At 40.1% G+C, this 22046-nt stretch carries 13 protein-coding genes; 7 read left to right on the forward strand and 6 right to left on the reverse strand.

Annotated elements, in window-relative coordinates; translation table 11 throughout:
* Nucleotides 1–276 precede the first annotated feature (276 nt).
* The 3 genes from HWQ44_RS25230 to HWQ44_RS25240 all read left to right on the forward strand — a co-directional run bounded on the left by HWQ44_RS25230 (nt 277) and on the right by HWQ44_RS25240 (nt 7493).
* Nucleotides 277–4023 carry an ATP-binding protein gene (locus HWQ44_RS25230; protein ID WP_292724455.1) on the forward strand — a complete coding sequence of 1249 codons (3747 nt, stop codon included), beginning with the start codon at nt 277–279 and terminating at the stop codon, nt 4021–4023.
* Entirely contained in the window at nt 4020–5855 is a 1836-nt protein-coding gene (locus tag HWQ44_RS25235; RefSeq protein ID WP_292724456.1) for an EAL domain-containing protein, read from the forward strand. Before HWQ44_RS25230 ends, HWQ44_RS25235 begins: the two co-directional genes overlap by 4 nt.
* Before the next feature lie 258 nt (nt 5856–6113).
* Nucleotides 6114–7493: a response regulator gene (locus HWQ44_RS25240; RefSeq protein ID WP_292724457.1), complete on the forward strand. Its 1380-nt coding sequence runs from the start codon at nt 6114–6116 to the stop codon at nt 7491–7493.
* Between the two features lie 125 nt (nt 7494–7618).
* Here the strand turns inward: HWQ44_RS25240 and HWQ44_RS25245 are convergent, their stop codons facing one another.
* Together HWQ44_RS25245 and HWQ44_RS25250 are read right to left on the reverse strand one after the other, a co-directional pair.
* Entirely contained in the window at nt 7619–8293 is a 675-nt protein-coding gene (locus HWQ44_RS25245; RefSeq protein ID WP_292724458.1) for a response regulator transcription factor, read from the reverse strand.
* Between the two features lie 155 nt (nt 8294–8448).
* Nucleotides 8449–9546: a HAMP domain-containing sensor histidine kinase gene (locus HWQ44_RS25250; protein ID WP_292724460.1), complete on the reverse strand. Its 1098-nt coding sequence runs from the start codon at nt 9544–9546 to the stop codon at nt 8449–8451.
* Nucleotides 9547–9799: 253 nt separating this feature from the next.
* On the opposite strand from HWQ44_RS25250, the gene HWQ44_RS25255 reads away from it, so the two are divergent.
* Both HWQ44_RS25255 and HWQ44_RS25260 read left to right on the forward strand, forming a co-directional pair.
* Nucleotides 9800–11245 carry a deoxyribodipyrimidine photo-lyase, 8-HDF type gene (locus HWQ44_RS25255; RefSeq protein WP_292724462.1) on the forward strand — a complete coding sequence of 482 codons (1446 nt, stop codon included), beginning with the start codon at nt 9800–9802 and terminating at the stop codon, nt 11243–11245.
* Nucleotides 11246–11431: 186 nt separating this feature from the next.
* Nucleotides 11432–12976, forward strand: coding sequence for a hypothetical protein (locus HWQ44_RS25260; protein ID WP_292724463.1), 1545 nt, complete (start codon nt 11432–11434; stop codon nt 12974–12976).
* Nucleotides 12977–13070: 94 nt separating this feature from the next.
* Here HWQ44_RS25260 and HWQ44_RS25265 read toward each other — a convergent pair whose 3' ends face one another.
* The 4 genes from HWQ44_RS25265 to HWQ44_RS25280 form a co-directional block, all read right to left on the reverse strand.
* Nucleotides 13071–14048, reverse strand: a complete 978-nt coding sequence (locus HWQ44_RS25265) for a hypothetical protein (protein ID WP_292724464.1) — start codon at nt 14046–14048, stop codon at nt 13071–13073.
* A 34-nt stretch (nt 14049–14082) separates the two neighbouring features.
* Nucleotides 14083–15303, reverse strand: a complete 1221-nt coding sequence (locus HWQ44_RS25270) for an MFS transporter (protein WP_292724465.1) — start codon at nt 15301–15303, stop codon at nt 14083–14085.
* Nucleotides 15304–16122: 819 nt separating this feature from the next.
* Complete coding sequence (locus HWQ44_RS25275; RefSeq protein WP_292724466.1) at nt 16123–16935, reverse strand: hypothetical protein; 813 nt, start codon at nt 16933–16935, stop codon at nt 16123–16125.
* A gap of 677 nt (nt 16936–17612) precedes the next feature.
* Nucleotides 17613–20285 carry a calcium-binding protein gene (locus tag HWQ44_RS25280; protein WP_292724468.1) on the reverse strand — a complete coding sequence of 891 codons (2673 nt, stop codon included), beginning with the start codon at nt 20283–20285 and terminating at the stop codon, nt 17613–17615.
* Nucleotides 20286–21391: 1106 nt separating this feature from the next.
* Here HWQ44_RS25280 and HWQ44_RS25285 point away from each other — a divergent pair.
* Both HWQ44_RS25285 and HWQ44_RS25290 read left to right on the forward strand, forming a co-directional pair.
* Nucleotides 21392–21625: a hypothetical protein gene (locus HWQ44_RS25285; RefSeq protein WP_292724469.1), complete on the forward strand. Its 234-nt coding sequence runs from the start codon at nt 21392–21394 to the stop codon at nt 21623–21625.
* Nucleotides 21618–21899, forward strand: a complete 282-nt coding sequence (locus tag HWQ44_RS25290) for a hypothetical protein (RefSeq protein WP_292724471.1) — start codon at nt 21618–21620, stop codon at nt 21897–21899. The genes HWQ44_RS25285 and HWQ44_RS25290 overlap by 8 nt, the downstream gene beginning before the upstream one ends.
* The last annotated feature ends 147 nt before the right edge of the window (nt 21900–22046 follow it).

Below are 22046 nucleotides of genomic sequence, written 5' to 3' on the forward strand. Positions count from 1 at the left end.
TTGCCAGATAAAACTGAGTAAATTCAGGTGCGATGGCGTATCTGCCCAACCTAATCGATGTCTACGACAGACTACGCCTAAGCAAAGTTTGAAAACTAGGCGTTGGAGGAACTCAGCTAGTCAAACAAGTATACAATTAGATTTTTGGTTCTTTTTTATACAAATAATATAAAAATATGTGATTATAAGGGGGTATAACCGTAATTATGCTGTAGTTAAATGTAGCTTATATTGCAAAAATGCCCCTAATATATGCTGGGGAAGAATTAAACAACAATGTTATCCAAACTTCAGCCCGTCAAATCTATTAATCGCTTTGTTGGCAAAGTTTATGCCAAAATGCCCTTGAGGTATGTTCTGATTGTGCCCTTTATATTGCAAATTTGTGGGGCGGTGGGACTTGTGGGCTATCTTTCGTATCAAAACGGCCAAAAAGCGGTAAAGGAACTTGCTACGCAATTAGAAAATGAAATCTGCGATCGCATTGAACAACATCTTGATAGCTATTTAACAACCCCGAAGCAAATCAATCAAATCAACTTAGATGCAATTGAATTAGGTTTGCTTAACCTTTCGGACTTTAAAACCACCGGAAATTACTTTTGGAAACAAATGCAGGTTTTCAATGTTGGTTACAACAGCTTTGCCAATCCCAAAGGTGAATTTATCGGTGTTGAACGTCTAGATAATGACCAGATATTGATTAATGAAGTTAGCGAAAAGTATGGTACAGGGAAACTTTCTGTTTATAGGACAGACAATCAAGGAAATCGCCGCCATTTGCAGGAAGTCAAAAATTACGATCCTCGCGTGGAAGCTTGGTATACAGATCCAGTTAAGGTAGGCAAACGAGTTTGGAGTCAAATTTATCAATGGGAAGATAAACCAGAAATTTTATCCATATCTTCCAGCTATCCTGTTTACGATAAAAATCGCAAATTTGTTGGGGTGATTAGTGTTGATTTGCTGTTGTCACAAATTGGCAAATTTTTAGCCAAGTTAAAGATCAAAGAGTCGGGTAAAACTTTTATTTTAGAGCGTTCTGGGTTAATAGTGGCTTCTTCCACTAGCGATCCACCATATACCATAATTAATGGTAAAGGAAAACGTCTATCAGCATTAAATAGTCAAAATTCTTTAATTAGACTCACAACACAGTCTTTGATCAAACGCTTTGGCAATCTTGGGTTTGTTGCGGGAAAACAACAGCTAAGTTTTACCGCCGATGGGATGCGTTATTTTGTGCAGGTAAAAAGTTGGAGGGACGATCTGGGTTTAGATTGGCTAATCGTAGCAGTGATTCCCGAAGACGAATTTATGGAGCAAATTAACGCTAACACCCGCATCACCATTTTGCTGTGCATAGTTGCTTTTTTAGTAGCCACAAGAATTGGGGTTTTGACTGCGCGTTGGGTAATTAAGCCGATTTTACAATTAAACACATCAGCTAAGAAAATTGCTGAAGGTGAATGGGAGCAAACGCCAGAAATTCAGCGTTCCGATGAGCTGGGGGAACTAGCCAAGTCATTTGAAACGATGGCAAAGCAACTGCAAGCATCCTTTAGTGCTTTATCAGCAAAGAATGCCCAGATGCAAATCTTAAATGAGGCACTATCTCACAGTCAAAGTCGGCTCACTCAATTTTTAGAAGCCATACCGGTAGGTGTATTTATCATAGATGCTGAAGGTAAACCTTATTATACAAATCAAATTGGGCAGCAAATTCTTGGTCAAGGAGCGATGTCTAACGACAAATCGCTAGGCGTCCACGCAAAAGTTAGCGCCCAAAAGTCAGAAATATCTCAAGCTTACCTTGCCGGGACAGATCAACTTTATCCTAGCGATCGCCTGCCGATTTTGAGGGCATTGCAAGGAGAAAGTACCAGGGTTGATGATATGGAAATTCGCTATGATGACAAAATTATTCCCATTGAAGTTTTGGGAAAACCCATCTATGATGAATCCGGAAATCTAGGTTTTGCGATCGCCACATTTTTTGATATCGCCCAACGCAAACAAACAGAAAAGTTATTAGCAGAATACAATCGCACCTTAGAGGCTCAAGTAAAAAAACGTACTGAAGAGTTTCAGCAAGTTATCGAGCAACTGCAAACTACCCAAGAAGAACTGATTCAATCGCAAGAAATTGCTGCACAAGAACAACAAGCAGCCATTCGAGAAGCCGCACGAAGCGCTGCTGCCAACCTCGCCAAAAGCGAATTCCTGGCTAACATGAGCCACGAACTGCGTACCCCACTTAACGCCATTCTTGGTTTTACCCAAGTCATGAGTCGAGATTATTCACTATCTGGCGAACATCAAGAAAACTTAGCAATTATTAATCGTGCTGGCGAACATCTGCTCAACTTAATTAACGACATTCTAGAAATGTCCAAAATTGAAGCCGGCAGAATCACATTAAATTGCAGCAGCTTTGACTTAATTCATCTGTTGAAGAACTTAGAAGAGATGTTACACCTGCGTGCTGCATCTAAAAATTTAGAATTACGGTTTGAATATGCACAAGACATCCCTAAGTACATAGAAACGGACGAAAATAAACTGTGTCAAGTCTTGATCAACCTCTTGGGAAATGCCATTAAATTTACTGATATAGGGAGGGTGACACTACGGGTGAGACTGGGGACTGGGGACTGGGGGCTGGGGACTGGGGACTGGGGACTGGGGACTGGAGAGCAGGGAATAGAGAGCAGGGAGCAGGGAGCAGGGAGCAGGGGGGAAAGAGATAATTATTCATTCTCCCCCTTACCCTCTACTTCCTACCCTTCTGCCTCTTGTGCCCAATCCCCAGTCCCCAGTTCCCAATCCCTAATCTTCGAGGTACAAGACACGGGCTGTGGTATTGCCCCACAAGAAATTGACTTGCTGTTTGAGGCTTTTGAGCAAACTGAAATTGGTAGAAAATCACAACAAGGGACGGGACTGGGTTTAGCGATTAGCCGCAAATACGTGCAACTGATGGGAGGAGATATTACTGTCAGCAGTATGCCTGGTGTCGGTAGTACATTTGCCTTTGATGTGCAGATTGCTCTAACTTGCCCCAGAGAAATCCCGAAAAACCAAATTAAATCCAAAATTTTAGCTTTAGCACCTACTGAAAAAGCATACCGGATCTTAGTAGTTGACGACTCCAAAGAAAGCCGTCTGTTGCTAGTTAAAATTCTTACATCTCTAGGCTTTGAAGTCAAAGAAGCTACAGATGGGACTGAAGCGATCGCTAATTGGGAATCTTGGCAACCACACTTGATTTTTATGGATATGCGAATGCCCGTCATGGATGGCTATGAAGCCACAAGAATGATTAAAGCAAGAGAAATAGCAGATGGGGTGGGCAATACGTTGCGGAGGTTCCCAAAATTGAAACAACTGGCGTCATCGGGGAGCCAGTATGCGGCAGGGTTCCTTGATTCAGGCGACTGCAAGGTTCTCAAAGTTGTACGCAAAGCATCTCCCACAGGAGAAGCAACTGGTGTCATGGAAAATCATGCTTCTGATGCCTCCGCGTTTGCAAAGCGGACGCCAAGAGCCTTAGCTCCCCCTTGCGACTTCTCTGGAGCAACACAGGATTGCTCCAATACACACACGATCATTATTGCCCTAACTGCTAGCGCCTTTGAGGAAGAACGCCAGAAAATTTTGTCCATTGGCTGCGATGATTTTATTCGCAAGCCATTCACACAGGAAGTATTATTGGAAAAACTGAGTCAACATCTGGGTATAAAGTATACCAACCAAATACAAACCACAAGCACAGCAGTTGTCGATCAACCTACACAGATATTTGTCAGTGTTGCCGAACTCCTAAGCCATTTATCACAAATGTCACCTGAGTGGCTCCAACAAATCCACTATGCCGCAGCTAGCTGTAGCGATGAACTGATTTTAGAGTTACTCAAGCAAATTCCATCAGATAATGGTCAAGTTTTCCAAGTTCTTAGGGATTTAGCAAATAACTACCAGTTTGAGAAAATTATGGAATTGACTAGAACAAACATAGAATGAATTACGACCATTTAGACCCTGATAAAAAAGATATTTTGATCGTTGACGATATGGCTGATAACCTCCGGGTTTTATCTTCTATATTGACAAGGGAAGGGTATAACGTTCGTAAAGCCTTGAATTGGCAAATGGCATTAACAGCAACTCAAACAGTATTACCGGATTTAATACTACTCGATATTATGATGCCAGAAGTAGATGGCTATGAAATTTGTCAGACCTTAAAAGCTTGGGAGCTAACAGCCGATATTCCGGTGATTTTTATTAGCGCTTTAGATGATGTTTTTGACAAAGTTAAAGCTTTTAAGGTGGGTGGTGTAGACTACATTACTAAACCTTTTGAGTTTCAAGAAGTTTTAGTACGCGTCCAGAATCAACTGGCATTGAGATCGGCACGATTAGAAATATTGAAACTAAATATCGAACTGGAACATCGAGTAAAACAGCGAACTGAGGAGCTAGAAAAAGCTCTACAAAAACTTCAGCAAGAAATCAATTCCCGGCAAAAATTGCAAAGTCAACTGCTAGATATAGCACTGCATGATTCTCTGACTGGATTACCAAACCGAGTTTTGTTTATTAGGCGACTAGAAAATGCTCTCAATCGGGCGAAGCAAGAATCTAGTTATCAGTTTGCGGTACTTTTTTTGGACTGCGATCGCTTCAAAGTAGTCAATGATTCTCTTGGTCATCCGGTGGGAGATGAATTGCTGATAGCCATTGCTCGTCGCCTGCAAGCATGTTTGATACCTATTGATACTTTAGCGCGATTAGGTGGGGACGAATTTGGGATTCTCTTAGAGAATATCACAGATATCAACATAGCAATCCAGGTTGCCGAACGGATTCTACAACAGCTATCACTTGCTTTTAAACTGTCAAGATATGAAGTATTCATGAATGCCAGTATTGGTATTAGTTGGGGCAATAAAAATTACGAACGCCCAGAGTATTTGTTACGAGATGCTGATACGGCAATGTATCGAGCGAAGGCTCAAGGAAGAGCCAAATATCATGTTTTTAATCCAGCGATGCATCAGGAGGCTATTCAGCTTTTAGAGTTAGAAAATGATCTGCGAAGGGCTGTTGAAAGGCAAGAATTTCTTGTTTACTATCAGCCAATTGTTTCCCTGACTACAGGCAGGATTTCTGGATTTGAAGCCTTGGTACGTTGGCAACATCCGATTCGTGGTTTAGTTTCTCCCACAGAATTTATTCCTGTGGCAGAAGAAACAGGTTTGATTAATGTTATCAATACTTGGGTATTACAGTCAGCTTGTCATCAATTAAGTATCTGGCAACATCATCTAGTGACACCAGAACCCCTAACTATTAGTGTTAATTTGAGTGCTAGATTATTTTTACAACCCAATTTAGTAGAACAAATTGACCGAATAATTTATGAAAATAAAATAAATCCTGCATACTTGGAATTAGAAATTACCGAAAGTGTAATTATGGAAAATACTAATGCGATTAAAATAATTCTTCAACAACTAAAGCAGCGCAAAATAAAGTTGATTATGGATGACTTTGGTACAGGATATTCCTCTTTGAGTTACCTGCACAGCTTTCCTTTGAATGCACTGAAAATTGATAAATCTTTCGTCAAACGGATGCAGGAGAACAAAGAGAATATGGGGTTAGTACCAGCAATGATTGGCATTGCCAACTCAATGGGGATGAGTGCTATCGCAGAAGGCGTCGAAACACAAGAACAGTTAGCCCAATTGAGAAGTTTAAACTGTAATTTTGCTCAAGGATATCTGTTTTCTCAACCCATAGAACAACAATTAGCTCTTAAGTTGCTCACCTCAGCACCTCAATGGTAGCTATCAAGTGGCATCTGGAAAAATTCAATTGTCGATCCTCGGCTAGATAATCTGCACGTGCTATCTACTATACTGCTTACAGCAGTTCATCAGATTTGCAAAGGTCAATAGCTTCGATAGTCTGCAAAATTCTCTAGTCACTATGAGAGTTAAACTATAAATATAAGCATTTCGGTGAAATCGATCAACAAATTTCAGGGTGATTTCAAAGAAGGATTTACTATCCTCAATAATTATACGCATAACTTTTGATCAATAATGCATTTTAATCAAACTAACCATCAGAAAAGAAATATTTTGGTGGTCGATGATACTCCAGATAATTTGCGGCTTTTATCGGCGATGTTGACTGCACAAGGTTTTGAAGTTCGCAAAGCCTTAAACGGTAAAATGGCACTGACTGCGTGTCAAATGGTTTTGCCCGATGTGATTTTGCTGGATATTAATATGCCAGGTATGGATGGCTATGAAGTTTGTCAACAACTGAAAGCTGACGATAAAACTTGTGAAGTCCCAGTAATTTTTATTAGCGCCCTCGATGATGTTGTAGATAAGGTAAAAGCCTTTGATGTTGGTGGTGTAGATTATATTGCCAAACCTTTTCATGGTGCAGAGGTGGTGTTGCGAATTGAAAATCAGATTAATTTACGTTTGCTGCAAGTTAAACTGCAAGAAAAAAACTTTCTACTCCAACAGGCTCTTGACAACTTGAAAACTTCTCAAGTTAAACAAATTCAGAACGAAAAGATGGTGGCGCTAGGACAGTTAGTAGCTGGGCTGGCTCATGAGATTAATAACCCGATCAGTTTTATTTATGGGAATCTCCAATATGCTGGTCAATATGTAGAAGACCTAGTGAATATGATTGAGGTCTATCAACAGGAATATCCCAAACCCACACCAAAAATTCAGCAAGTAGCCAAAGATGTAGACCTAAATTTTATGATTAAGGATCTGCAAAATCTCATAGGTGCAATGTATAGAGGCTCCGATCGCATTCGGGAAATTGTACTGGCGCTACAACACTTTTCTCGGCATGATGAAGCAGAGATGAAGCGGGTAAATATCCATGAAGACATCGAAAATACTTTGGTGATGTTACAACATCGGCTCAGGGAAGCAACCGAGCGTCCGGCAATTATTGTAGTGAAAGATTATGGTAACTTGCCCCTAGTAACTTGTTATGCGAGTGAACTAAATCAAGTATTTATGCATCTGTTGAATAATGCTATTGATGCAATAGAAGAGGGAGTGGGGAATGGAGAATTCGGGGCCCCCTCTGGGGATAAAGGGGAATTGAGAGTAGAAAATCAATCTTGTATTCCCTACTCCCTACTCTCCACTCCCCAAATTCGGATTCACACAGAGGTAACAGACTTAAATATGGTCAAAATTGCGATCGCTGATAATGGTTTTGGTATTGAAGAGTCGTTGCGATCGCGTTTATTTGACCCATTTTTTACAACAAAACCTGTGGGCAAAGGTAGTGGGCTAGGATTATCCATTAGTTATCAGATTATCGTGCAAAAACACCGAGGAAATATTAGCTGTACCTCATCTGTTGGCAAAGGAGCAGAGTTTGTGATTGAAATTCCCATAGATCAACCTGATATTTTATTACAGGTTTCAAAATCTTAAAAGGGACTGGGGATTGGGGATTAGGGGCTGGGCACAAGAGGCAGAGGGGCAGGAAGCAAGGGGCAAGGGGAAGAATGAAATTACCTCTTTCCTTCCCAGTTCCCAGTCCCCAATTCCCAATAAATCTAATTAATCAATAATTCTGGTGCTACCAATCCTTTTTGGATAGCTAATACTGCAGCTTGAGTGCGATCGCGTACTTCTAGTTTCTGTAAAATAGCATGGACATGAACCCGGACTGTACCAGGGGCAATGTAGAGTATTTCAGCAATTTCTTGATTGCTTTTGCCAGCTGCTACCAGTGCCAAAATTTCTTGCTCTCGCTTAGTTAAAGGATTTTCTAAGGTTTCGTCAGTTTTTGCGGGCTGCACCGCCATAGAATTGCCCTCAAAAGCGGCTCTAATTTCTGTTGTTGCCGTTTGATCCCACCAAGAAGCGCCTGCTGCAACCGATCGCACCGCCAATATCAGAGACTCAGCAGGAATACCTTTCAGACAGTAACCTTGTGCCCCGGCAGCAATTAACCGCGAAATCAGGGGTTTTTCAGAACGAGACGTTAAAACGAGAATTGGTAAATTTGGGTGTTTCTGCTTGATTTGGCGACAAGCCTCAATCCCGCCAATTCCCGGTAAACCTATATCCAGCAAGACCAAATCTAGAGGATAGCGATTTGCTAATTCTAGAGCTTGTTCTCCATCTTCCGCTTCTGCGACAATCTCCAAACTAGTTTCTTGCTGTAACCGCATCCGCAGACCAAGCCGAAACAATTCATCATCTTCAACGAGTAAGATTTTTGTCATTAGTAATTGGGCATTAGGGACTGGGGACTGGGGACTAGGGATTGGGAACTGGGGATTGGGGATTAGGGATTAGAAATTAAGGATTAGGGATTGGGGATTGGTTATTAATTCTTCTTCCCCTGCTTCCCCTGCCTCCCCTGCTTCCCCTGCTCTCCTCATCTCCCTGGCGGTGGACAAGCAGGGAGTCGAAAACCAAACAGTGCGCCCCGTGGTGAGCGATTCTCTGCCCAAATTGTACCCCCATGAGCAGTAATAATTTGCCTGGTTAAATAAAGCCCTAGTCCAGATCCTGAGACGTGGCGATCGCTATTTCCTTGATAAAATCTCTCAAATAAGTGGGGTAACTCTTTTTCAGTAATGCCAGAACCAGTATCGAGTATTTTTACCACTTGATCGCTAGAATAACCTTCAAAGACTACTTCCACTTTACCGCCACGAGGGGTATGGTTAATGCCATTACTCAGGAGATTGGTGAACACTCGCCCAAGTTGCAAAGAATCACCATTTACCCACAGAAAACTACGAAAATCTGATTCGCCATAGTGCAAAGAAATATAAACCTGACGTGTTCTCGCTAGTTCAGTCAGGGTAGCTATGATCTCCTCTGCAACTGTCACCAAGTTAACAGGTGATATCTGTAGTTTCAGCCCTTCGGCATCATTGCGGTACACATCTAAAAGAGTTTGAACTAATTGCAGTGTACTCCGATGACTACGAGCCATTGTTTGTAAGACTTTTGCTTGCATTGGCGTAATTTCACCAAATTGCTCATTTTGAAAATATTTCAGCGTTTCAATTGCACCTAATAGAGGTGTTTTCAAATCATGCGTTAGGGTAGAAACAAAATCTTCACGCATGGTAGCTAGTTGTTCTTGCGAACGTAATTGTGCTTGCGTATAAGCGATCGCTTCTTCATTGCGGTGGTTGCGATCGCTTAACCAACCCGTTACCATCAACGCCAACACTGCAATCAACCTATTTGCCAGCGTTGGGAGATTAATTATTTCTCCTCCGGGAACAAACAAATTCAACAATGTTAATCCTGTAGCTGCAAGAGTGATCCCTAAAACTGCTCTCCGATTCAATCGAGAATCTGCTAACAAAATCGTCCCTGTGTAGAGGTAGCCAAATACGTACTCAGGGGGTGTCAAATATTCCAGTACTATCACGATAGCAAAGGCGATCGCTATTAGCCCATAAGTCTCCCCACGCTCATTGATAGCTTTTTTCATAGTCAATAATTGACTTAACATAATGATTTATAATTTACTCAGGACTTACGCGCATTAGCCTAACTTCACTCCACAACTGAATCTCTCTCAAATCACCCACTCTACTGCCTGATATTTTAAACACCTACCCTTGAAAAATCCCCATTGCCCTTTATTCCCAGAGGGGGCCCCAAGTTCCCCAATCCCCACTCACTGAATAAATTTATCGCCAGAATGATGCTCATTGGTACCACTAGCATCTAAGCTAGTACGGGTGAACTATATCCAGCATAGAATGTCTGACTTAATTCTGTTTTGGCATCGGCGTGATTTACGCATTTCTGACAATACGGGACTGGCTGCGGCAAAACAGCAGAGTCCGAAGGTGGTGGGTGTGTTTTGCCTTGATCCGCATATTCTAGAACGGGATGATGTTGCTCCTGTGAGAGTAACTTATATGATTGGCTGTTTGCAGAAACTCCAAGAGCGATATGCTCAAGTTGGCAGCCAGTTATTAATACTCCACGCTGATCCTGTACAAGCTATACCAGCTTTAGCAGAGGCAATAAATGCCAAAGCTGTTTTTTGGAATTGGGATGTAGAACCTTATTCACAAGAACGCGATCGCACAATCGTAAATGCCCTCAAAGAAAAAGGTATTCAATTTCTTAACCAAAACTGGGATCAAATCCTCAACTCCCCAGATGAGATCCGCACTGGTGGTAACAGCCCTTACACGGTTTACACCCCCTTCTGGAAAAATTGGATTATCAAACCGAAGGCTCAACCAGTAGAAACACTGCAAAATATTGAAGGGTTAACAGAAGCTGAACAGGAAATTGCCAAACTTGCAGGAGCGATGGCATTACCTTCAGCAAAAGATTTAGGATTCATTTGGGATGAACAATTGATTATTTCACCGGGAGAGGCAGCGGCGCAAGAACGATTAGAAGAATTTACTAATAGAGCTATTACTGAATACCAAGAACAGCGAAATTTCCCCGCAGTGGACGGTACATCACAACTGAGTGCAGCTTTAAAATTTGGCGTAATTGGCATTCGCACCGTTTGGCAAGCCACTATAGAAGCATTAGAAAATAGCCGCAGTGAGGAAACAGCAGTTAATATCCGCACATGGCAACAGGAATTAGCTTGGCGGGAGTTTTATCAACATGCAATGTATAACTTCCCCGAATTAGCTGATGGTGCTTTCCGCGATACCTTTAAGAACTTTCCCTGGGAAACTAACGAAGAACAATTCCAAGCTTGGTGTGAAGGAAGAACAGGCTACCCCATTGTGGATGCAGCAATGCGCCAGTTAAATGAAAGCGGCTGGATGCACAACCGCTGTCGGATGATTGTCGCCAGTTTTCTCACCAAAGACTTGCTAATTAATCCCCAATTGGGAGAAAAATACTTTATGCAGCACCTAATTGATGGTGATTTATCTGCCAATAATGGCGGTTGGCAATGGAGTGCTTCTAGCGGTATGGATCCCAAACCTGTGCGAATTTTCAACCCAGCTAGTCAAACACAAAAATTTGATCCAGATGGTGAATATATTCGGCAATGGGTATCAGAATTGCGGTCTGTAGATACAGAATATTTAGTTACTGGGAAAATTCCACCTTTAGAACGTCATGCTGTTGGTTATCCTGATCCAATTGTGGATCATAAAATACAACAACAGCAGTTTAAACAGCGTTATCAACAGCAAAAAAATATTAGTAGTGGTGAGTAGAATTGTGAGTTTTTTAATATAAATATCCGAAAATAACGTAGGCACAATTCATGAATTTTGCTCATCAATAATTTTGAGTAAAGCATAATTAATTTATGAAGATATCTAATGTTTAGTTAATGGCGATATGGTAACATATACAAATGTTGCTACGTTCCATCTTAGTTTGCTGCTCTTTAACTACAAATGGATTTTAAAAGTTTTTCTGAGCTACGTGAGTTTATTCGCCGCTACAACTCAACATCCGTTATAGAAATTGGAGCTAAGAAATGCTGGCAAAACTGGGAACCGAAAAAATACTCCGATCCTTTAGATTGGTTGCATAGCAATACTGAACGTAACTATGCTGTCCGACTTATGTTACTAGCTAGTGGAGGTAATCCCTATCGGCGTGGGGATATTAGTGTTGAGGCGTTTGACAGCTTAATTAATGCTTACCACAATTGGGAACAACATACTATTTCAGACAAACGTATTCTTGATAAAGAAGCAGAAGCCCTATTAACTTCTATCCAAAAGTGGGAAATTGAACATGAGAAGATAACACGTAATTGGTCGTTAAAATTGAGTAATATTTTGGATTTAGAAGTAATTCACACTCATGTAGCTGGTTTATTTTTACAAAGGCTAGTAGCTTTTCAAAATGCAGGTTTTGGATACCCAGTTGCTCGCATATATCGAACTATAAAAATGATTGAGCTACTGGATAAACATTCCGATCAAAAATTTTTAGATGATTTTTTAGAGCGCACAAAGCTAAGTCAAATAAATTATTTCAAACAAATTATAGGTTGCTTAATGGTGTTTGGCAATTTTTATAATGGAAAAGGATTTTGGGATTTTTCTCAATTTCTCGATATAGATGATAAAGTTCAAAAACAAGGTATTAACCCAGAAAATATAAAAATATTTGTTAAGCAAAATAGTGAGCTTTTTTCCTCGCAAGCCGATAATTCCTTTCGGAATAAAATCAATCAAACACTTAATAGTGTTCCTGATTATTATCAGCCTCTATTTTACAATTATTTTCTAGAAGTTCCTTTTATTAAATTGAATAATGAAAGATTCTGTTTGCCAGATCCCTTCTCTTTTTCTGAATCTTGTTGGAATCAGATTAGAGGACTTGTTTTCGAGGATAGTACTAGAAAAAAGTTAGAAGGATTATTAAGTCGCTCATTCGAGGATTATCTTGAAAATACACTTCTTCCTTTTATTATTCCTAATTCTTTTAAGAGAATTCCCGAAGTCAAAAATTCTACCTCTAGCAAAGATAAGCGTGCTGATTTTCTCATTGAAACTTCAAGTTCATATATCGTATTAGAATGCAAAAGTAGTATTATGTCTGCCGATACAAGCGCCTATTTTCATGCTGATAAACTTGCTGATGTTTGGTGTCGAATTCATTCTGCATTCGAGCAAATTTGCAACACAGTAGAAGCTTTAAATCTTTACGATAAGCCAGTGATTCCTCTTGTTTTGACTTTTTATGACAGTATTGCTGCATCTACAGTATTTGAGGAGATAGTAAAGCAAACTGACTATTGCTCTCGTATGGGGTTGAATATACCGCCAATTGTGTATTCTCTACATGAGTTTGAACATTGGATTTCCGATAGAAGTCTTAATAATTGGGCAGAATCAATTCTTTCAAAACAGAATGCTTCTTATCCTATACAACGTGATAATAAAGGACATAATTATGGACACTTAAACAATATTTCAATTCTGTAAAATTTATCTATAATAACTCAGATAAGTTATTATTTTATTCTAATTTTACAATTCAGCTTACTGGAGTTAAACTAGTTACAACGCTAACATTATATTAGGTCTTTACAGGTAAACGAGAAATTGTCCATAAGATGAGCAGGAAGATTAAGTAAATTACGCCAACCAGCCCAAACTCAATTAGAGGAATATAGGTTACTTCGTAAATTCTCCCCAAGCCGCGTTCAGTCAGTGCATAAACAGCCAGTACACTCACTAAAAAGGCTCCGTAGATAGTACGTTTAGTCGATATACCCACAGGTAAACCGTGAAGCTGAGTAAGCACGAGAATGCCAAGAAAACCAAAGAGAAATGTTGGCCACTTGCTTTGTCCTAGCATCAACGACACAATCACACTATGTAAAACCACCGTAATTTCCAAAGAAAACGTCCACCAACGGTTTACATGGGTGCGGTTAAAGATTAACGACGATTGCAGCAGAAGCAAGAACATATAGAGAAAACCAATTAAGTGCCCCAAGGTCGCTTCCATTGGATGATACCAAAAGGTGTAGATAGCGGCGAAGGAGAAAAAATAGCCGTGGTACAGTTTGATAATTTGCAAAAACTGTTGATGGAATGGCACAGAATTACCAAAAAACAAACCACGTCGAGGCGTTTCTAAAATTAGTACGAAGACCAGTAGGAGGACAACTGCACCTTGAGAAGCCCAAATTGAAGTATCTTGAGCTAGAGCATCGTACCAAATATAGGTTTGGAGAAAGTGTAAAGCAATGAATACACCATTAATGGCAAGCATAAGGTAATTTATCGGGTGCAATGCTGATTTGTATTTCAACTGCGATCGCTGCGCCCACAAGATACACGCCCAAATGCTAAACTGATGCCCAAGATACATACCCCAAGCCGTCGCTCGACTCCAAAAGGTTGGTTGGGGAAGCTTCCAATAGTACCAGTTTAATCCTTGGTCAGGAAGTTTAATGATGCTTGCAGGAATGCTCCCACCGATCCAAATTGCGTAGGTGAGGAGGATGCTGATAAAGATGCCTAAAAATAATACTCGGCGACCTGTCATATTAATTCGTAATTCTTAATTAAGACCTAGATTTTCAAGCTACACGTTCTGTTTTTGATTCAGATGCACTTTGAGTCACTCGCAAACTAAGAGTCAAAGCTACTAGCATTGCTAAAAATCCACTCAAAAAAGGAGCAGAAATCCCAAAATTCATAAAACTAACCCCTGCCCATGTTGGCCCACCGATGCGTGCTAAAGCAGAGCAAGAACTGGCAATTCCTAATATTTGTCCTTGTTCTTCTGGGGCTGTCATCTGGGAAATCAGGCTGTTTAATATCGGTTGGCTAACACTAATTCCCCATGCCATAAGCGTGGAGGCAACCAACAATAAAATTAAGCTTTGTGAGAATCCAATTAACAGTAATCCTAAACCTAACCCTAATATCCCCAAGTTAAGTAACTTGATTTCACCCAATTGTTTCTTGAGGAATCCGATTAGTCCTCCTTGAATGATTGTGCTGACAATCCCCATGAAGGCAAAAAGATAACTAGTTTGTTGAGGGCCCCAGTTTAATTGCTGCTTAGACCATAAAGCTAATGTAGAGTCCATAGCTGCAACAGCAAAGGTGACTAAAAAGTAGATACCAACAAGCACACAAAACTGTGGACGCTGTGATAGTTGTAGCAAGTTCAGCCGTCGCTGACGGTGGCGATGAACTTGAATTTTGGCTTTAGTTTCAGAATTTAGGGATTCTGGAAGTAATATCAAAGCACAAACGAATGCCAATAAAGATAATCCGCCTGCAAACAACGAGGGTAGATGAAAGTTAGCGTTGTTCGGATCTGACCCGATTAAAAGACCTCCAAAAGCTGGGCCAAGAATAAACCCAAGACCAAAAGCTGCCCCGATTACACCCATGCCACGAGCTCGATTAATTGGCGTGGTAATATCTGCGATGTATGCCTGAGCAGTAGCAATATTCCCTGCCATAATCCCAGCAAGACTACGAGCAATAAACAAAATCCATAATGAGTTAGCAAAGCCTAAGCCTGCGTATGCAATTACCGAACCGAATAAAGTCAGTAATAAAATCGGACGGCGACCGTAGCGATCGCTAAATCTGCCCCATAATGGTGCAAATAAGAACTGCATTAAAGAATAAATAGCTATCAGCAGAGTTGCTTCGTTAGGTTTTGCGCCGAATTGTTCAGCATACAACGGCAGTATCGGCAGGATAATTCCAAAACCAAGCAAATCTATAAATACAGTCAAAAATAAGACGAATATAGCCCTGCTATTCTTTTTACTTTCCATAGTGCAATTCACTTTTAGAAAAAACATGTGTAATACCAATTACCTGTGAGGTTGCATAGCACAAGGGGCTTAAGCCTCAAGTCTGACCAAGCGTGATTTTATGCAGCTTCTTAGAGAATTGGTATAACTTGGATTAGTTTTATAGACATTAGGCAAGGCTTAATAATAAAAGCCCATTGAATGCAACCAGTAATCAGTTCAAGCAAAATGATTGAATTTGAGTGTGGTTAAGCAAAATAGCGTGGAACAAACCCATTATAAAAAGCAAGCCGATAATACTACTAATAAAAGCAACTACGATCTCGTGCTTCCGTATAGCTTTTTGTATCTTAGTCTCTATGATGTGTTCTAATTCTTTGTATGACATTGACTTTAATTTGGCTAAAGATAAGAATTCTGTGGAACTTACGTCTGACAGAAGTTTGAGTATGTTCAAAACATCAAGTTGTTTATTCAATGACGCTAAAAGCATAGCTTGCTTCTCTGTAAGAGTACGCGGACTCGTTACTGCTGCGCTAACGTAATTCGTAATTACAATCAGTGTTAAGCGATTTCCGGAAAATAAATTACCTAATAGATAGATTGAGTCAGTTCTGATTCCATACTGGGAAAATGACTGTTCTAACTGTCCTGCTAATTTCTTATTCCGAAATTTCCTTAGCTCTGGACTTATCACTGATAGCGACACGAGAAAGGGAGTCTGCGTCCCTCTATGGGAAAGCAAGCTACGCGCAGCTTCTTGTAAAGAGCATCTTGCAGACCACCCAATCAGAAATTTTTCTGTGGGCCGCTGTATACTTTTTAATTACGAATTATGAATTATGAATTATTTTGCCAAGTGCGTTGGCGTAGTTTCAAAACAGCACCTGAAATACCAACAGCTAATATCGCCAAGGTATAAGTTGGTTCGGGAACTGCAAGAATGCTTACCTGATTTATGGCCAAGCCAAATTGGGGAGCAGAACTACTAAAAACTAGTCGTGAGATGTTTGGAGTGTCACTACGAACCCCCAAGAACACTGCCGAATTATCTAATGCTAAGGACGAAATATTTGGAACTGAGAAACTAGCCAGCAGGTTATTGGTGCTATCAAAAGCGTTGAGAAAAGTTTCAATTTTCAATTTACTACTGTCTATAGCTATCTGAGCCCCAGCACCAAAAACAGGCTGGGCAAAACTAATTGTTAAAGGTTCACCATTCCCCTTAGTACCAGGATCAGGAGTACCAGGAGGAAGAGGGATAAAACCTGTTGGATCTATACCTCCAAAGAGAATAAAATCACCTGAAGCGAAGTTACTCCGAATGCCAGGGGAAGGTAAAGTTTGAAAAACAAACGGTGGAGTAACCCGAGGATTATTAGTTGGAGCTATATTGATATCTAATCCTAAACCACTTTGGGATGTTGTTGAGAAAGAGTTAGGTAAGAAAACAGAAAAGTCAGGAGCAGAAGGATTGAATACTTTACCTAAACTTTCCCAATTAACTTGATCGTTGCCTCCTAAACCAGCGCGTTCCGTTACTAAAAACGTAGCTGCCTTAACTGGTAACGGGAGAATCGTTAATATAGCTGTAAGTACGGTTAAATATTTTACAGACAACTTGTTGAATAATGGATTGATTGTAAATTGCACAAAGCTCACTCCTTAATTTTGTAGAATAATATCATCAAAATGGAATAAGTCAAAATCAAAAATTAAGCAGTCAGTTACTTAGAGCAAACGTACAGTATTTATAAAAGCCTTGTCCTAAAAGGCTTTTAGTTAGAAGATAGCCTAAATTATCAAACGCCAAGCTCCTTACTGTTAAAGGATTCTTAGACGTTAGATGCGTTTGCCATAGTGTGTTAGGTCGATAAAGTTGAAGCAACTACCGTGTTCAATGAACGTGTTGCAAAAATTTTGGGTCTTCAGTATCTTTGATGGCAAACTATTAGTTAAACACCAAAATTTGACTTTAAAGTCAAGCTTATAATGTCTAAATCTGAGAAAAACCCAAAATTTTAAAATATAACGCCTGTTTTTGTCCTACAGCAATATTTTTAGGTTTCTAGGGGATTGATTTAGCATATCATGTTCTGAAAAACCAAACTTTTTGAGGGCTAGCTGGTGAGAGTTGACACAATTCATACTTTTACCAGCCAACCTCATTCTATTTTTGCAACACACTTTTACCCTGGAGTACAAATATGATTACTCGTGTCTGTACTACTCTCAATCTGTAATGGGTAAACTAATAGTTAGTATTTCCACAAATCTACAACAAAGGGCAAAAAGCTTTAACTTGTCATGGAGATGTGATGCGTAGAACTTTACACCAACTGAATACTCACATTGGATGAGAGATTTTCAATGAAGGCAAACTGAGTTTCTTTGAAAGACAAGTTACCGCTAGAGGCATTATAGGAAAAGTCGTTGAGGCTAGTAGTACCAAACCCTGCTTTAGAAACTTGGATTACGTCGCTCTGACCAAAGTTGTAATCTTTGATAGTGTCAAGACCTTCATTAACGCTGTTGAAAATAAACTTATCTGCACCAGAGCCACCTGTGAGAACATCGTTACCTAGTCCACCAGTGATGGAGTCATTACCGAAGCCACCGGAGATAGTGTCATTACCATTTCTACCTTCTAATCGGTTATTTTGGCTATCACCAGTAATGCTGTCACCTGCATTTGTACCGATGAGATTATCAAAGTTGAGTACATTAAATGTTATTGTCCCCAGACTAGGAACGTTAAGGGCAGAGATAGTTTGTTCCTGTAAGTTAGCGTTGATAGATACACCAGCAACAGATTGGGAGGAATCTATGGTGTTATTAGCAACACTAGCATCAGCAATAACTGTTTCTACTTTAAACACTGTGTCTGTGCCGAAGCCACCAGCTTTGGTAATTTGTCCTACACCTGATAGGGTGATGGCTTTACCTAGTTTGCTGTAGTCTGCGGTATCAAAGCCATCACCACCATTAATGCTGTCGTTACCCTGACCACCCTTAAAGGTGTCATCGCCTGTACCACCTATCAACGTGTCATTGCCTTCTCCACCATCAATCAGGTCATTGCCACCTCTACCATCAATTAGGTCATTACCAGCAAGACCAGTTAATTGATTGTTTTGCCCGTCGCCTTTAAGACTGTCATTGTTAATTGTGCCGATAACATTGTCAAAGTTGACTACATTAAATGTCAATGTTCCTAAACCAGGAACGTTCAGGGCAGAGATAGTTTGAGCTTCTAGGTCAGCAACGGCAGCTACCCCAGGCAAAGATTGAGACGCATCTATAGTGTTGTTGGCAACGCTAGCATCAGCAATCACCTTTTCTACTTTAAAGACTGTATCTGTTCCGAAACCACCAGCTTTGGTAATTGTCCCTACACCTGACAGGGTTATTTTTTTACCTAAACTGCCGTAGTCTGCCGTATCAAAGCCATCTCCACCATTAATGCTGTCATCACCTCGACTACCCTTAAATGTGTCATTGCCCGCATTACCTGTTAATTTATTACTTTGGCTGTCGCCAGCAATGCTGTCATTTGCATTTGTGCCGATGACATCATCAAAGTTGACTACAGTAAATGGCAATGTCCCTAGACCAGGAACGTTATTGGCTGTCAAAGTTTGGCTTTGTAAATTAACGGTGATAGATACACCAGCAACTGATTGAGATGCATCTATGGTGTTATTAGCAACACTAGCATCGGCAATAATCTTTTCTACTTGCAAGAGTTGGTCTTGCCCCAATCCACCAGCTTTAGTAACTGTCCCTACTCCTGAGAGGGTAATAGTTTTACCTAAGCTGCCATAGTCTGCGGTATCTGTACCAAGTCCACCATCAATACTGTCGTTACCCTGACCACCCTTAAAGGTATCATTGCCTGCACCACCTAACAACGTGTCATTACCATCTCCACCATCAATCAGGTCATTGCCACCTCGACCATCAATTAGGTCATTACCAGCAAGACCAGTTAATTGGTTCTTTTGTCCGTCGCCTTTAAGACTGTCATTGTTAATTGTGCCGATAACATTGTCAAAGTTGACTACATTAAATGTCAATGTTCCCAGACCAGGAACGTTCAGGGCAGAAATAGTTTGGGCTTCTAAATCAGCAACAGCAGCTACCCCAGACAAAGATTGAGACGCATCTATAGTGTTGTTCGCAACACTAGCATCAGCAATTACCTTTTCTACTTTCAAGAGTTGGTCTTGCCCCAATCCACCAGCTTTGGTAACTGTCCCGACGCCTGATAGAGTAATGGTTTTACCTAGTTTGCTGTAGTCTGCGGTATCAAAGCCATCACCACCATTAATGCTGTCGTTACCCTGACCACCCTTAAAGGTGTCATCGCCTGTACCACCTATCAACGTGTCATTGCCTTCTCCACCATCAATCAGGTCATTGCCACCTCTACCATCAATTAGGTCATTACCAGCAAGACCAGTTAATTGATTGTTTTGCCCGTCGCCTTTAAGACTGTCATTGTTAATTGTGCCGATAACATTGTCAAAGTTGACTACATTAAATGTCAATGTTCCCAAACCAGGAACGTTCAGGGCAGAGATACTTTGAGCTTCTAGGTCAGCAACAGCAGCTACCCCAGACAAAGATTGAGACGCATCTATGGTGTTGTTGGCAACACTAACATCAGCAATCACCTTTTCTACTTTAAAAACTGTGTCTGTTCCCAAACCGCCAGCTTTGGTAATTGTCCCTACACCTGACAGGGTTATTTTTTTACCTAAACTGCCGTAGTCTGCCGTATCAAAGCCATCTCCGCCATCAATACTGTCATCACCTCGACTGCCTTTAAATGTGTCATTACCCCCATCACCAGCCAACTTATCATTGCCATCTCCACCATCGATTAAGTCATTTCCAAGACCAGCAGAGATATTGTCATTGCCTCCACGACCAAAAATCTGATCGTCATCACTACTACCCAACAAAAAGTCATCGTTAGGAGTACCAACAATAGTGGACATAATATATAACCTTTATAGTTTTGCAGATCAAATTCATTTGATCGTTGTAATACTCGCATATTACAATAATCAGAATTATAAATTTCTGATGAAATATACTTAAATATAATGAATGCTATTTTATATATCTGGTCAGAGAAAAATAGGATTTTTCTCTGAAATTATTTAAACCTCTTCATGGGCCTCAAAAATGCAGGCGTTCTGGTACTGGAAATATTGGAAAGCAATAATATTTAAGACTTACACACTATACAAACTAATCGTAATATGCATGAATGAAAATAGGTTATTTCAGGCTTTTATTAATTTTATTTGATAGTAAATAAACCATATTATAGGGGCACACATCTGTACATTGATATCAACTTAAGAGGATACAAGCCCATATTTGCGCTTATGTAAGTGTCAATTCTCGATGGCGCTTACGCCTTTGTTTAACAAGAAAGAATAAAGAAGCCAGTCGCCAGAATTCATAATTGAATTTGTAACTCTTGCTAGACTTCCTTCGGTGTGAGCGCTCAGTCGAATGCTGAATAAACGGTGAAACACCAGCACAAACGCATCTAAAGTAGTCTTGTTCACAACTAAGTTAAAAACCAATAAAAAATTAACATTTCTTGTTTTATTTATTTTCTCAGCCGCAAAGCATCTATACCTAAACCCTCTGTCAAGATGGATGGCTTAATGCGATTAATTTCGGTTTTGTTGAGAATAGGATTTTCTTCTTGACAAGATGTGGTCGCCCTGTGTTTAATGTGAAGACAATAAGAAATAATTTGCTTTTAGACCCTGCCTGGGGAGGGTCATAGAGAAAAATATCCTAGGAAATCTACTAAACAGACTTAATTTAGAGATTTCCTGCAAATAAATTCTCCAATCTTATGGTAAGATTTATTATAATTTATACATATTTATACGGATTAAGGCAACGATCGCACCTAGGTTGAAATTGCCGAACTCTCAGCCTAATTTGTATAACTTCCGATACATTACCGCAAATGCGCTGATATTTTAATTTCCTCTCTTCATAAATTCCGCAAAAACACCGTTACGCTATTTGTGCTTGTGATCAAAACTTAGAGCATCCAGTTTATGAGGGCGTGTTTATGACCAACCCTGTAAAGACGGTTATCCAAGTCAATGTGGAGATGGCTCTAGAAGTAGCTCAAGAATTGGAGCAAGCTCCATACACTCAACTCAGTACTTATTGTTTGGAGATTTTACGGGAAATAGGATGTGCTGGTATTGAACTCCCAGTTAACTTACAAACTCGCGATCAGCAGCTAAACTTTATCACAGGCTTTGCATCTTATGCTTTTGGGGAGGTACAAAGTGTATAAAACATTAATTGATGATATATTTTCTGATTCAGAAGGGGCAGAAGAAACTACTTTTCCTGCCACAGATGAAGATTTATTAATCTTAACAGAAAAATTTTTAGGGTTTGAAATTCCCTCAAAGGTTTTCTTGCAAGCTATAGCTATTGCTGATTACGACGGCGCAGCTGCTTTTCGTTACGTTGATAATTATTTGACTACTCTCAAGAATAAGAATAAGCGTAAGCATCAGAAATTACTTGTGTTAGGTTGTTCGACTAGGTTTGAGAATAATTGATGTGCTTATTCACAAACTAACTAAAAACCAATCCGATTTAGATAAGATAATTTGCACGACCTATGTAGAGACGTTGCAATACAACGTCTCTGCACATATTTGTCCCACACCGATAATATCATGTTCGGGTAAAGACTTATCATTTAG

This window comes from Nostoc sp. JL34 (genome assembly GCF_017114945.1).
In the GTDB taxonomy this organism is placed as follows: domain Bacteria; phylum Cyanobacteriota; class Cyanobacteriia; order Cyanobacteriales; family Nostocaceae; genus Nostoc.